Origin of the sequence: Mangrovibacter yixingensis (genome assembly GCF_020523985.1) — a bacterium.
Taxonomy (GTDB): domain Bacteria; phylum Pseudomonadota; class Gammaproteobacteria; order Enterobacterales; family Enterobacteriaceae; genus Mangrovibacter; species Mangrovibacter yixingensis.
On record NZ_JAIVKM010000002.1, the window covers coordinates 157,427 to 170,798 of the forward strand.

Below are 13,372 nucleotides of genomic sequence, written 5' to 3' on the forward strand. Positions count from 1 at the left end.
TTCCGCCCCCTTTACCCTACATAAAGGTCGTGTTATGAATAAGACAAAAATCCGCTGGTGGATTGCTGGATTAATGTGGTTAGCAATTGCCATTAATTATATTGACCGTACTGTACTTTCTGCATCCGCCCCACATTTAATAAAAGAACTGGATATAAACCCCGAGCTTATGGGGTTTATTATGGCAGCATTTTTTTGGTCCTATGCTTTACTCCAAATTCCTGCAGGCTGGTTTGCTGACCGCTTTGGTCAGAAAAAAGGGCTGGGTATTGCCGTTGGATGGTGGTCTGTTGCAACCATGTGCATGGGGCTGGCAACAGGTTTTAAATCTCTTTTCGCCTTACGGCTGGGCTTAGGTGTGGGTGAAGCAGCAGCTTACCCCAGTAATGCCGGTATTGCCGCTCGTTGGTTTCCCGACAGAGAACGCGCAACTGTCTCAGGGTTATTTGACAGTGCATCAAAATTTGGTGGTGCAGTTGCCATGCCTCTCATCGTTTGGATGATAGCCATGTTTGACTGGCGTATTACTTTTTTAATTATTGGGAGCCTTGGGTTATTTTGGGTTATTGCCTGGTATTTTATTTATGCTGAAAACCCAGAAAACCACAAAAGAATCAGTAAAGAAGAAGTTGCACTCATTCGTAATGGGCAGGCAAACAAACATGGCGATAAAAATATTAAGCCCATGAAATGGTACCGTCTGTTACGTTATCGGAACATCTGGGCCATGTGCATTGGCTTCTTTACCATCAACTATACTTCTTATTTCTTTATTACATGGTTGCCCACTTACCTTGTAAAAGACAAAGGCATGGATTTCCTTAAAATGGGGTTTGCTGCCGCATTGCCATTAATCTGCGGCATGGTATTCGAAGTGCTTGCTGGTTGGGCATCAGACCGGGTCGTTGATAAAAAATGGCTATCCCTGACTGCAACGCGCAAACTCTTTTTAATTATTGGATTAATGTTGGCTCTCTGTATTGGGTTTGCACCTTTCACTAACTCAGTTTACACAACGGTAGCTCTGTTGTGCATTGCCAAGTCAGGTACCACTATTGCCGCTTCTCAGGTTTGGGCATTACCTGGCGATGTTGCGCCGAAGAACAGTGTCTCGATAGTTGCTGGCCTGCAAAATACAGTATCCAATATGGGTGGTGTCATTGGCCCGATTATTACCGGAATTATTGTCAGTGCTACAGGACATTTTACCTGGGCATTAGTTTTCTCCGCCGCACTAGTGTTAATAGGGATCCTGAACTATCTCTTCTTGCTAGGGAAAGTCACGCCAATAGAAGAAGATTCGCATAAACTTGCACACCAAACATCACTCAGTAATGCCTGATACCCCATCAAAAATGCACGCTGGCAACCTGCCAGCGTGCATTTTTTTGTCTGGTTGGTTATTTCGCCATTTTATGATTTTAGGAATTATCCTAAAGAATAATCATGTTAGGGTATATGCATACATTTGGTATTACTCAGCAATACATGAGCAAAAATCAATAATACGCCTGCTGCATCTCAGCGCCGCCGCATTATTGATGTGTGCTCCAAAAAATCATAAATCCGCCCCACTATGGCGGAGAATAATATGCACAACATCATAAGGAACCGTTCCATGAAAAAGACCTTTCCTGTTGCACTTACCTTAATTTCAGCCGCCCTGATGGCAACCGGGTCAGCAATGGCTGCCGACTTACCCGGCAAAGGTGTGACTGTTTACCCCGTTCAGAGCCCACTTCCGGAAGAATCCTTTCAAACCGAACTGGTAAACCGTGCGCTTGAAAAATTAGGCTACGATGTTCAGCCAACCAAAGAAGTGGATTACAACGTTGCGTATACCGCCATATCCGAGGGTGATGCCACTTACATGGCTGTAAACTGGGAACCGTTACAGAAGGATATGTATAACTCAGCTGGCGGCGACAAGAAGTTTTACCGTAAAGGGACATATATCAGTGGTGCTGCGCAGGGGTATTTGATTGATAAGAAAACAGCAGACAAATACCATATTACTGATCTCTCACAGCTTAAAGACCCGAAAATAGCAAAATTGTTTGATGCTGATGGCGATGGTAAGGCCGATTTAACCGGTTGTAACCCTGGCTGGAATTGTGGGGCTGTTATTGCCACACAAATAAAAGCATATGGATTAAGTAATACTGTCGAACAGAATCAGGGGAATTACTCGGCAATTATTGCAGAAACACTGACTCGTTATAAAGCAGGCAAACCGATATTATATTATGCCTGGACACCTTACTGGGTAAGCTTTGTATTAAAACCAGGTAAGGACGTGGTATGGCTCACCGTGCCATTCTCTGCCAACCCAGGTGGGTTAAAAGGGCTGGATACCACACTGCCAAATGGCAAGAATTATGGTTTCTCCGTTAATAACGAACATATTGTGGCAAATAAACAGTGGGCGGAGAAAAACCCGGCGGCAGCCAAACTGTTTGCCATTATGAAACTCCCACTGGCAGATGTGAATGCCCAAAACCTGCGAATGCATGAAGGCCAGGACTCAGCGCAGGATGTTCAGCAGCAAGTTGATGGCTGGATTAAAGCGCACCAAAGCACCTTCGATGGCTGGGTAAAACAGGCCATGGCTGCTGCGGGTAAATAACGCCGTTAGTTGTATTACTCTCCCCGCCGACTGCGGGAACAACTAAACGCAGCCAACATTGGCTGAAGAGTACAAAAAGAAAGAAAAGAAAGAAACCCGTTGGTTTCTTTCTTTTTTATTTAACAATCACAAAGTATCAGCACACCACAAATACTAGCGATGCGAGGCGATAAATGATTCGATTTGTGCCTGTGTAATACTACCTGTCCCCTGGGTATCAATTTCACTAAAATGCTTCGCTACCATCGGCATACCAGCCTGCGCTTCCTGCAACGTTAGCTTGCCATCATGGTTAGTATCGGCTTGGGAAAACCGCTGAGCTAATCTTTCAGATTGTGTGGCAGCAACAGCCAGTGTGGTACTGCCTGCCAGTAACAACCCGGCCATTAAAAATGTACGCATTTTCATTGGTGCACCCTTTTATTTTCGCAGAATTGCGACGCCATTAATTCATCACCATTTTATTTATCACTTCCAGAATAAAATTATGTCACCTGATGTCGCCCACGAATAAAACCAATGACATGCCATGACATAATTCACCATTTCTGAAATATGGAAAATAAAAATAGAATAACTCGTGCAGAGCAAGCTATGGCCAACTGAGCATAACAGGCCATAAATGTTGGTAATAAATATTGGCTCCATACAGCAATCACTCAACGTTCAAGCTAAAAAATGAAAATTAATTTTTATTCATAAGGGCTTAGCACTATGTGTAATAAACCAATGTGTAATAAACCAACGTATAACAAACCAATGAATAATAAACGATGGCAGCAGCTTATCGGTGTCTTGGGGTTATTAAGCACTTTTTTAGCCGTGGCACCCGGGGTTCTGGCCGAAGAGCCGGGGCACATCAGCCTGATTTCTCCCGCAAGGCTTATTATTATCACCCCGGCGCATCCCCCGCGTTTGTTCGCATCTGCCCCACCGCCTCCCGCTGGCCACAGAATGCCCCCAGGCATGTACGGCAAACCCTATGCACCTCACGGGCAACCTCACTCAGGGCAGCCATTGCCACCCAACGGGCAACCGGGAATGAACCACCAACAACCAGGACAGCCACAGAAGCCAGGAGGCGCTCAGCAACCTGGGCAACAACAGCCGGGAAATTCGCCACAGCAAGGTGAGCCAGGGTCTGTTGCCCCGGCCACACATGCATGAGATAGGGTAACGACAATGCAGTGGCCTGTTAACTTTAAACAAACATTGCTCAATAACGCGGGCAAAATCAGTGTGCTTTTACTACTGGCAACGATGCTATGCGCAATTGGGTATCTGTTACCACTACGTACAGAGGTATTTCGCCCAACGCGGGAAGTGCTGCACCAGTCATTCCGCGGCGCTGGCGAAATGGCCGCACTGAACCAGGCGCAACTGTCCAGCAAAACGCCATTGCGCCTGCAGTCGCTGCTGGTTGATACAGGCGATAAAGTCAAACGTGGTGAACGCCTTGCCCAGTTTGATGACCAGGAGTTGCAGGCAGATGAGCAGGCAGCCAAAGCCGCCCTCGATGGTGCAATAAGTAGTGAAGCGGCAGCACACATCAATTGGCTGCGCCAACAACATGTGGAACAACAGGCCAAAGATGATGACCGCCGCGCACAGATTCTGTCCCGTACAGGTAAAGGTGCCATTTCACAAAGCGACCTGGAAAATACCAAAACCAGCCTGCAAACCGCACAACTTGATTTAGCATCAGCGCAATACCAGTGGCAACAAGCACAACATGCCCGCACCGAAGCACAAGCACAGTGGCATGCAGCTCAGTCACGCCTGGCGGATGCGCACATGGAGGCACCATTCAGCGGCTTAATCACCGACAGAAAGTGCAGCACAGGCGACATTATCTCCCCCGGAACAACCTGTATTGAGTTAACTGACACTCACTCGTTGTACATCAGTGCACGCTTTGATGAATCAGTTCTGGGCACCATCCAGGTGGGTGACAGTTGCGATGTTTTTCTGCGCTCCCACCCACATCAGGCTTTGCATGGCTATGTGGAGCGGATAAACCGCAGTGTGGACAGCGATACCCGCGAATTTACCGCTAATATCGGGTTACCGGCCCTGCCCCCAGGCTGGGCGCTGGGTGAACGTGCGGTTGTGGTGCTCCACCACGCCAGCGCACAACCTGTGCTTACCCTGCCGGAGAACCTGCTCACTCATGCCAATGGTGAAACCTGGGTATGGCTGCTGGAAAAAGGCCATGCTGTGTTGCGCAAAGTGCAAATTGGGCAGCACACCGAACAGATTAGCGAAATCACCCAAGGGATAACGCCAGACAGCCTGGTACTGCCACCGGCGCACTACCGCCCTGGGCGGCTTATCAGCCCGGTCAGGAGTGAAAATGAATCTCGCGATTAAAGACATTCGTGCGGGCTTATTTCGTTTTACGCTAACCTGCGTGGGGATTGGTTTGATGCTGATGACATCTCTTGCCATGACCGGGCTGTATCAGGGGATCGTGGCAGATGCATTGTCCATTATTGACCATGCCCATGCAGATTTATGGGTAGTTGAAGCCGGAACCGAAGGCCCCTTTGCCGAAGGTTCGCTCATTGACCGCAGCGTACTAAGCCGCTCTCTGGCCTTACAGGATGTCGCCACCGCCCGCCAGTTTACCCTGCAATCAGAGCGTTTCACCGTGCGGGGTAAAACAGTACGCGCATCACTGGTTGGGCTGGATTACCCAACAGATACCGGCAGCACAATTCCGTTATCCGCTGGCCGCCACCTGCGTGCCGGGCGCAATGAAGCCATTGCAGACCAAAGTACCGGCCTGCATACCGGTGACACACTACGCCTCGGTACAACAGATCTTACCGTGGTGGGTGTGGCAAAAAACTACCTGGACTATAACGGTAACCCAATGGTTGCGGTGTCGGTTAATGATGCGCTCGATATTCAGGCTCACCGCCCGGAAGAAAGTGTGTATATCTCGCGTGATACCGGGCGCGTCCAGGTACCCAGTAAAACAGCCAATATTGCCGCCGTATTGTTAACTTTGGTACCAGGTGCCAGCCTGCAACAGGTACAGCAACAAGTGAACCGCTGGGGAGACGTTATTGCCCTGACCAGTGAACAGGAGCGTGAAGTCTTTTTGTATGGCAGGCTCGAGCGTTTACGGGGCCAGATAGTGCTGTTCACCGCCATTTTACTGGTGGTCACCGCTGTGGTCATTGCGGTGACGCTCTACACCATGACACTGGAAAAACTCCATGAAATCGCGTTACTTAAACTGATTGGCGCACGCAACCGTGTCATTATCAGCATGATTTTACAGCAGTCTATTGCCCTGGGTGTGCTGGGTTACACCATGGCCGCCGTGCTCATTCCCGTGGTATCACCCTTCTTTCCACGCCGCCTGGTGCTTACATTCAATGACTACCTGTTGTTTGCCGTTATTGTTTTGCTGTTGTGCATCATTGGCGCGTTACTCGGTATCCGCCGTGCCATGCAAGTAGAAGCACGCGAGGTACTGTCATGAAGCGCCCGGTTATTGAACTCAACGGTATTACAAAATGCTATGGGCAGGGAGCCACTCAGGTTACTGCCATCGCCAATGTCAGTACCACACTGTATGCCGGTGAAGTTGTTGCTCTGCTCGGCCCCAGTGGTTCGGGAAAATCCACCCTGCTGATGATTGCCGGATTATTGGAATCCCCCACTCAGGGAGAAGTGCATATTAACGGGCGGTCAGCCAGTGGCCCTGATGCCACAATTGGTAACGTGCGCGATTTCCGCCGCAAGAACATTGGCTTCGTTTTCCAGAAACCCAACCTGATTCCCTTTCTTACCGCCCAGGAAAATATTCGCCTGGCGATGGAAATCAATGATGTTCCCGCTCCACAGCAAACCCAGACCGTCGCGGATTTACTCGGCTGGCTTGAAATTGAGCACCGGGCCAATAACTACCCAGGGCAATTATCCGGTGGCGAACAACAACGTGTTGCGATTGCCCGGGCGCTGGCAAACCACCCGCCGCTGTTACTGGCCGATGAACCCACCGCAGCACTGGACAGCAAGCGCGGACGCCAGGTGGTGTCACTGTTTCATAACATTGCCCATGAGCGAGATACCGCAGTAGTGCTGGTCACTCACGACCACCGCTGCCTGGACCTGGTAGACAGAATTCTGGAAATGGAAGATGGCCAGTTAATTGAACGGCCGATGAACAGCGTGATAACTCACGATAAGCGAAACTAAACCATGCGTGTTATGACCAAACTGTCTACTACTCTCAGCGCCCTGAGTATTGCCTTGTGCCTCAGTGGATGCCATGCCCCTGCTCTGCCAAAAGACACGCCTCTGGCTGTCCCCACCCGGTTCAGCGCAACCAATGATGCCGCCACAACGGCACAACTGCGCCCGGACTGGTGGGTTGAATTTAATGACGCCACACTCGATGGTTTGGTTCAACAGGCGCTGAAAAATAACCCCAGCCTTGCTGCATCAGCAGACCGCCTGAGTGCCGCAATGGCCGAGACAGCCTCAGCCCATGCAGACCGGTTACCACAACTTTCTCTGTCGCCACAAGCCAGCCGGCGCAAAGCATCAACCGCAACAGAAAAACCCTGGAAAGTCAGCAGCAACGGCCAGGAAAGTGCGCTCAATAGCAGTGGCCTGTCACTGGACACACAACCCTATGCCACCGACTGGCAGGTGCCTTTGCAACTGAGTTGGGAAGTGGATTTGTGGGGGAAACTGAAAGCCAGTGAAAATGCGGCTCAGGCACAAGCAGAAGTCAGCAAGGAAGACTTGCGCAGTGCCCGGTTATCGTTGATTGCCTCTGTTGCACAGGCCTGGATTCAGTTGCGGGCAGATCAGGCCAGTGCACAATTGATCAGTAAACAACAAGCGGTACAACAGGCTTTATTTGAAAACAGCCAGGCCAGCCAGTCAGCGGGTATCACCGACCTGACCGCGGCCACGCAGGCACAAATGGCCTTGTTTGACCTGAACAACCAGCAACGGGCTATGGAACAACACATCAGTGACGATATTCATACCCTGGAGGTACTGTGCGGGATGATGCCAGGCCGTTTGGCGGGTTTACGCAACTCACACCACTGGCCCCTTAATTTACCTGATACACCTGCCAGCCTGCCCGCCAACGTGCTCAAACAACGCCCGGATGTTCGCCGTGATACCGACCAGTTAAATGCCGCCCGCGCTCAGGTTAAAGTCGCCCGTGCTGATTTTTTCCCATCACTGGAACTCACTACCAGCCTGGGCACCGAGTCGTCGAGCCTCTCTTCTTTATTGAGTTCTGGTAGCCTGCTGTGGTCATTAGGTGCCAGAATCTCTCAGCCCTTGTTTGATGGCGGGCGCTTACAGGCAAATTACCACGCAGCCACCGCGCAATTTGAAGAAGCCGCGCATAATTACCAGGCCACAGTGATTCAGGCATTAAGTGATGTCGATAAAGGATTAACCGCACTGCAAATCAGTAAGGCCAGCAGCGAAACCGCCACCCAACTCGTTGCTGCTTCGGCAAGGCTTACAGCACAACAACAGGCGCGGTTTAATGCAGGAATGGGCACTCAGGATGCTGTAAACCAGGCCCGGCTGAGTGAATACCAGCAGCAGTTAGCGCTGGTCACATCACAAACTGCAGCACTACAGGCCTGGCTCACGCTACGCCAGGCGCTGGGTGAATAACCGCTTAATGGGCTACAGTGGCAAAAGCAGTGCAGCAACCAACCCTCCCGTTTCAGAGGTGGATAAACGGAGTTGCCCACCGTGTTGGCGGGCAATACGCTCAACAATCGACAACCCCAGCCCGGCGCCTTTATCCTGGCGCGACTGGCCGCGGTAAAATGGCCGAACAATGTCTTCCCGCTGTTCAGGTGGGATCCCAGGCCCGCTATCTGCCACTTCCACCACGGCCATTTGCCCTTCAAGGCGCGTTGCGACACGCAAGCCCACCTGGCCATATTTCACCGCATTTTGCATCAGGTTCATGAGTGCGCGCTGAACAGAAACTGGCCGCCAGGTGAACTCGGGTAACTCTGCCAGTTGCACACGGAAATCCACGCCAAGCCCGGCGTAATCTGCCACCAACGCTTCGACCAGGTGATTAAGGTTACCCGGCTGTGGAACTTCGGCATCTTCTTTGCGGGCAAAATCAATAAACTGCCCCAGAATGGCATCAATGGCCGTAATGTAGCGCTCGGCGTCTTTCTGCCCGGACTGAAACAACGAAGGCTCAGCAACCACCATACGTAGTTTGGTAAGCGGTGTACGGATATCATGAGAGATACCCGCCAGCATCTCTTCCCGGGCAGCATCACTACGCGCCAGTGTACTCACCATATGGTTAAACGCACGGGTGACCGTCGCCAGCTCTTCTGGCCCTTGAGGGGGAACAGGCGCTGGCCATTCTCCGGCTGCCACAGTGCGTGCAGCCCCGGCCAGTTGGTTCAGTGGCCGTGACAAGCGCCAGTGGATCCAGGCAGCACACAAAGCGGGAAACAACATCATAATAAAAGCAACCAGAACACCGGCTGCAGGAATCTGGTTGGAGATATGCTGAGCCGAAAACGCTATCCACCAGCCATCGTCTTTGCGCAAACGCACCCACAACCGCCGCTGCTCGCCATATTCCCAATACAGTGTGACACCAGGAGGTAACTGGTGCGTCAGTTGTGAGAAAAAGTGATGCAGCATCATGCCTTCTGGCAAGCTGTCGCGGCGGGCGGCAGCGGGTAGTTCGCTGTCAGGAACCGCATGCATATTAATTAATTGCTGGCGGCGCTCTTCCGGCGTCAGCGTGGCGAACAGTTGGTTTATCATGCTTATTTGCTGGCTAACCAGCGCGGCTGCATCATCTACCCTGGGAAACTGCACCAGGCGAATCCACACAAACCACGCAGAAGCAAAACAGATAAGTACCATGGGGATAAGCAAAGCCAGGTTACGGCCGAGCAGTGACTTAAATAAGCGTTTGTTGAACACCAGGCCTGGCATGCGTGCTCCTGTTACTCAGAATAATCAGGTGGGAATAACACCAGCGTTGTCAGAGCCTGGCGGGTCTGAGTGGAAAAAGCCCGGTTAACCCAGGCAGGTTTTCAGGCAATAACATCGCCAGACAACAAATAGCCTTTTCCCCACACAGTGCGCAACCAGCGGGGTTCTGCCGGGTTCTGCTCAATGATTTTGCGAATACGTAACACCTGTACATCCACACTGCGATCAAGTGCCACATAGCTGCGCCCGCGCGCGCGGGCAATTAAATTATCGCGGCTTACCGGGCGGTTTAGTGTGGTCGCCAGCGCCACCAGCAAGCTGATTTCTGCGGTATTGACCTCCACAGGCGAGCCCAAATGTGTCAGCCGTGACTGCGCCAGATCCAACTCAAACTCACCAAAGCGCACTTTGTTTGGCGCAGCCGGGTTTTCGCCCCCCAGCATACGCTGGCGGCGCAAAATAGCCCGAACTCGTGCCAGGAGTTCTTGTGGAATAAAAGGTTTGGCGAGGTAATCATCTGCACCACTTTCCAGACCAGTAATTCGGTCGACTGGGTCGCCACGGGCGGTGAGCATCAACACCGGTAAAGTGTAACCTTCAGCACGTATGCGGCGGCATACACTCAGGCCATCTTCCGGTGTCATCATTAAATCGAGGATAAGTAAATCCCAGGGGGAACGGGCCAGCAAAACATCAAGCCGGGCGCTGTCAGCAATAGCCTGGACACGAAACCCTTGCGCTTGCAGGTAATGCTGCAACATTTGGCGCAATTCGCTTTCGTCATCCAGCACGATGATGTTGGCCTGATTTTCTGGTAAACCCTGAATGGTCACGCTGGCTTCTCCAACCTGAGTGTTACTGGCAGACTGTAGCACCAGGGGATTACTGGCTAAAGCGGGAAAATATGTCACCGTCTTACACGGCGGGATAAACGGGCAGACACCCGTTATCCCAACACCGGGTTAAAACTGAACGGTAACTTACTTGCGCCCCGCAACCCCGGCTTTTTCAAGCATAGCGTGCAACAGCACATTGCCCCCTTTTTCGACCTGTTCTGGCGAGGAATACTCAATTTCGTTATGGCTGATACCGTCTTTGCAGGGGATAAATATCATCCCTGTGGGGGCGAGCATGCTCATATATACCGCATCGTGCCCGGCACCAGAGACAATATCCATATGGGAATAGCCCAACTGCTGAGCAGCACGGCGCACGGCATCTTTGCAGGACGGGTGGAAAGGCGCGGCCGGGTAGTGGGAAACTTGTTCCAGCTTAACGCTCAGGCCACTTTCCTGTTCAACTTTGGCAATAAAGGCTTTCAGGGCGGCATCCATGTTATCCACATCGGCATCGGTCATGTTGCGGAAATCAATGGAGAACTTCACGCTGCCTGGCACCACGTTGCGGCTGTTGGGGTACACCTGCACCATACCCACGGTTCCCCGCCCATGGGGCGCGAATTGCCCGGCAATGGCAATCACTTCCTGCATAATCCGGGTGGAAACCTGGAGTGCATCCTGGCGCATAGCCATCGGGGTTGGTCCGGCGTGGGATTCCATCCCCGTTACAGTGCAGTCATACCAGCGGATCCCCAGCACGGCCTGCACCACACCAATAGAGACGTCCTGGTCTTCCAGAATCGGCCCTTGCTCAATGTGGGCTTCAAAATAGGCACCAATCGGGTGTTGCCCCGGTATTGCTGGCCCGGCATAACCAATCTTGTGCAGTTCATCTTTCACGGTTTTGCCTGCGGTATCGGTCGCGGCATAGGCCTGTTCCAGGGTGAAGATACCGGCAAACACCCCGGAGCCCATCATCACCGGTACAAAGCGTGAACCCTCTTCGTTGGTCCAGAACACCATTTCTACGGGCGCTTCAGTTTCAATGCCGTAGTCGTTCAGGGTACGAATCACTTCAAGGGCGGACAGCACCCCGAAGTTACCGTCGAACTTGCCGCCAGTGGGTTGGGTATCTATATGGCTGCCCGCAACAATAGGTGGCAGGCTGTTATCACGCCCGGCGCGGCGCATAAACACATTACCAATCTGGTCCACTTCAACGGATAACCCGGCCTCTTTGGCCCAGGACACCACCAGGTCGCGGCCCTGGCGGTCGAGTTCTGTCAATGTCAGGCGGCATACACCGCCTTTCGGCGTGGCACCAATTTCAGCCAGGCGCATCAGTGAATCCCACAAACGCTCGCCATTAATGCGCAGGTTCTGGGTATCTGCCGTTTTTTTTGTTGCGGATAATACTTCACTTGTCATGACTTTCTCCTTCCTTCATTGAATTCGAATAACAGGGTATTAACGCGCTACTGCCTGCGGTGCCCGCTGGCGTTCCCAGGCGGCTGCCGCACTGAAATCCGGCCCAAATGCCGGGCGTTTGATATAGCGCCCGGCACCTTCGCGGGCACGTAACTCACCATCAGCCCAAACCACAACCCCCTGGCTGAGGGTAAACACTGGAATTCCGGTGACGGTCCGGCCTTCAAACACATTGAAATCGTTACAGGAGTGATGGGTGGCGGCAGATAACGTTTTGCTGCCTGCCGGGTCCCACAACACCAGGTCTGCATCCGCGCCCGGCGCAACACAGCCTTTACGCGGGTACAGGTTAAACAGGCGGGCGGTATTGGCAGAGGTGATTGCCACAAATTCGCTGGGCGTCAGGCGGCCACTGTTGACACCGGCATCCCAAATCACTGCCATACGCTCTTCCACCCCACCGCAACCGTTGGGAATTTTGGTGAAACTGTCGCTGCCCATCGCTTTCTGGCTGGCGCAGAACGTGCAGTGATCTGTCGCTGTGGTATGTAACTGGCCGGATTGCAGCCCGTGCCATAACGCACTTTGGTGTGATTTATCGCGAAATGGCGGGCTCATCACATGGGCGGCGGCAACAGTGAAATCGGGGTGGCGATACACACTGTCGTCAATGACCAGGTGCCCGGCAAGCACTTCGCCATAGACTCGCTGGCCACGGTTGCGCGCACGGGCAATGGCTTCGGCAGATTCACGGCAGGAAACATGCACCACATAAATAGGTACGCCCATAATGCTGGCAACGGTAATTGCCCGGTTGGCGGCTTCGCCTTCCACTTCTGGCGGGCGGGATAACGGGTGGGCTTCGGGGCCAGTAATCCCCTGTTTCAGCATTTCTTGTTGCAGGAGATACACCATTTCGCCGTTTTCAGCATGGACGGTGGGCATTGCGCCCAGCTCCAGGCAACGGCGAAAGCTGTTCATTAGGGTTTCGTCATCACACATAATGGCGTTCTTATAGGCCATAAAGTGTTTAAAGCTGTTCACCCCTTCTTCGCGCACCAGCGTGCCCATATCCCGGCGGACACTCTCATCCCACCAGGTAATTGCCACATGGAAGCTGTAGTCAGATGCCGCTTTTTCTGCCCAGCCGCGCCACTGGTGGTAGGCCTCCATCAGGGGTTGCTGCGGGTTTGGTATCACAAAATCAATAATGGTTGTGGTGCCACCTGCCAGAGCCGCCGAAGTACCACTATAGAAATCATCTACCGTGGTGGTGCCCATAAACGGGAAATTCATATGTGTATGCGGGTCTATGCCACCGGGCATCACGTACAACCCACCGGCATCCAGCGTTTCAGTGCCTGCCGGAATATCCCACTGGGCGGCATCACCCACGGCAACAATCTTCCCGTCCGCACACAGCACATCGGCGCGTTGCTGGTAATCGGCATTCACCACCGTACCGCCTTTAATCAAAACATTACCCATTGTTTTCTCCTTTCTG

General features: G+C 52.2%; 12 protein-coding genes. 6 read left to right on the plus strand and 6 right to left on the minus strand.

What is annotated here, in order from left to right; all coding sequences use genetic code 11:
- Positions 1-34 precede the first annotated feature (34 nt).
- Together LC084_RS11450 and proX are read left to right on the plus strand one after the other, a co-directional pair.
- Complete coding sequence (locus tag LC084_RS11450) at positions 35-1,342, plus strand: MFS transporter (protein WP_226571358.1); 1,308 nt, start codon at positions 35-37, stop codon at positions 1,340-1,342.
- A 276-nt stretch (positions 1,343-1,618) separates the two neighbouring features.
- On the plus strand, positions 1,619-2,626 hold the full coding sequence (proX, locus tag LC084_RS11455) for a glycine betaine/L-proline ABC transporter substrate-binding protein ProX (protein WP_226571359.1): 1,008 nt from the start codon (positions 1,619-1,621) through the stop codon (positions 2,624-2,626).
- A 153-nt stretch (positions 2,627-2,779) separates the two neighbouring features.
- On the opposite strand, the gene LC084_RS11460 is transcribed toward proX, so the two are convergent.
- Together LC084_RS11460 and LC084_RS11465 are read right to left on the minus strand one after the other, a co-directional pair.
- Positions 2,780-3,034, minus strand: a complete 255-nt coding sequence (locus LC084_RS11460) for an EF-hand domain-containing protein (RefSeq protein WP_226571360.1) — start codon at positions 3,032-3,034, stop codon at positions 2,780-2,782.
- Between the two features lie 484 nt (positions 3,035-3,518).
- A complete protein-coding gene (locus tag LC084_RS11465) occupies positions 3,519-3,809 on the minus strand; it encodes a hypothetical protein (protein ID WP_226571361.1) in 291 nt (96 codons plus the stop codon).
- Here LC084_RS11465 and LC084_RS11470 point away from each other — a divergent pair.
- Genes LC084_RS11470 through LC084_RS11485 form a run of 4 tightly spaced genes read left to right on the plus strand, consistent with a single transcriptional unit; the run spans position 3,809 to position 8,293 of the window.
- Positions 3,809-4,996, plus strand: coding sequence for an efflux RND transporter periplasmic adaptor subunit (locus LC084_RS11470; protein ID WP_226571362.1), 1,188 nt, complete (start codon positions 3,809-3,811; stop codon positions 4,994-4,996). The two genes, LC084_RS11465 and LC084_RS11470, sit on opposite strands and share 1 nt — an antisense overlap.
- Complete coding sequence (locus LC084_RS11475; RefSeq protein WP_226571363.1) at positions 4,980-6,119, plus strand: ABC transporter permease; 1,140 nt, start codon at positions 4,980-4,982, stop codon at positions 6,117-6,119. Before LC084_RS11470 ends, LC084_RS11475 begins: the two co-directional genes overlap by 17 nt.
- Positions 6,116-6,838, plus strand: a complete 723-nt coding sequence (locus LC084_RS11480; protein WP_226571364.1) for an ABC transporter ATP-binding protein — start codon at positions 6,116-6,118, stop codon at positions 6,836-6,838. Before LC084_RS11475 ends, LC084_RS11480 begins: the two co-directional genes overlap by 4 nt.
- 12 nt (positions 6,839-6,850) lie before the next feature.
- Positions 6,851-8,293, plus strand: coding sequence for an efflux transporter outer membrane subunit (locus tag LC084_RS11485; RefSeq protein ID WP_226571365.1), 1,443 nt, complete (start codon positions 6,851-6,853; stop codon positions 8,291-8,293).
- Positions 8,294-8,305: 12 nt separating this feature from the next.
- On the opposite strand, the gene LC084_RS11490 is transcribed toward LC084_RS11485, so the two are convergent.
- From LC084_RS11490 to hydA, 4 genes are all read right to left on the minus strand, one after another.
- The gene (locus LC084_RS11490; protein WP_226571366.1) at positions 8,306-9,601 is read right to left on the minus strand and encodes an ATP-binding protein; all 1,296 of its coding nucleotides are present in this window, start codon (positions 9,599-9,601) and stop codon (positions 8,306-8,308) included.
- 101 nt (positions 9,602-9,702) lie between these two features.
- Positions 9,703-10,512 carry a response regulator gene (locus LC084_RS11495; protein ID WP_226571367.1) on the minus strand — a complete coding sequence of 270 codons (810 nt, stop codon included), beginning with the start codon at positions 10,510-10,512 and terminating at the stop codon, positions 9,703-9,705.
- Positions 10,513-10,581: 69 nt separating this feature from the next.
- Positions 10,582-11,868 carry a Zn-dependent hydrolase gene (locus LC084_RS11500; RefSeq protein WP_226571368.1) on the minus strand — a complete coding sequence of 429 codons (1,287 nt, stop codon included), beginning with the start codon at positions 11,866-11,868 and terminating at the stop codon, positions 10,582-10,584.
- Positions 11,869-11,907: 39 nt separating this feature from the next.
- Entirely contained in the window at positions 11,908-13,356 is a 1,449-nt protein-coding gene (gene hydA / locus LC084_RS11505) for a dihydropyrimidinase (protein ID WP_226571369.1), read from the minus strand.
- Positions 13,357-13,372: the final 16 nt, after the last annotated feature.

Bases quoted from the DNA above. Each gene is read 5' to 3' on its own strand.
- LC084_RS11480 (WP_226571364.1), top strand. From the start codon at position 6,116: ATGAAGCGCCCGGTTATTGAACTCAACGGTATTACAAAATGCTATGGG.
- LC084_RS11470 (WP_226571362.1), top strand. From the start codon at position 3,809: ATGCAGTGGCCTGTTAACTTTAAACAAACATTGCTCAATAACGCGGGC.
- LC084_RS11500 (WP_226571368.1), bottom strand. From the start codon at position 11,868: ATGACAAGTGAAGTATTATCCGCAACAAAAAAAACGGCAGATACCCAG.
- LC084_RS11475 (WP_226571363.1), top strand. From the start codon at position 4,980: ATGAATCTCGCGATTAAAGACATTCGTGCGGGCTTATTTCGTTTTACG.
- proX (WP_226571359.1), top strand. From the start codon at position 1,619: ATGAAAAAGACCTTTCCTGTTGCACTTACCTTAATTTCAGCCGCCCTG.
- LC084_RS11485 (WP_226571365.1), top strand. From the start codon at position 6,851: ATGACCAAACTGTCTACTACTCTCAGCGCCCTGAGTATTGCCTTGTGC.
- LC084_RS11450 (WP_226571358.1), top strand. From the start codon at position 35: ATGAATAAGACAAAAATCCGCTGGTGGATTGCTGGATTAATGTGGTTA.
- LC084_RS11460 (WP_226571360.1), bottom strand. From the start codon at position 3,034: ATGAAAATGCGTACATTTTTAATGGCCGGGTTGTTACTGGCAGGCAGT.
- hydA (WP_226571369.1), bottom strand. From the start codon at position 13,356: ATGGGTAATGTTTTGATTAAAGGCGGTACGGTGGTGAATGCCGATTAC.
- LC084_RS11490 (WP_226571366.1), bottom strand. From the start codon at position 9,601: ATGCCAGGCCTGGTGTTCAACAAACGCTTATTTAAGTCACTGCTCGGC.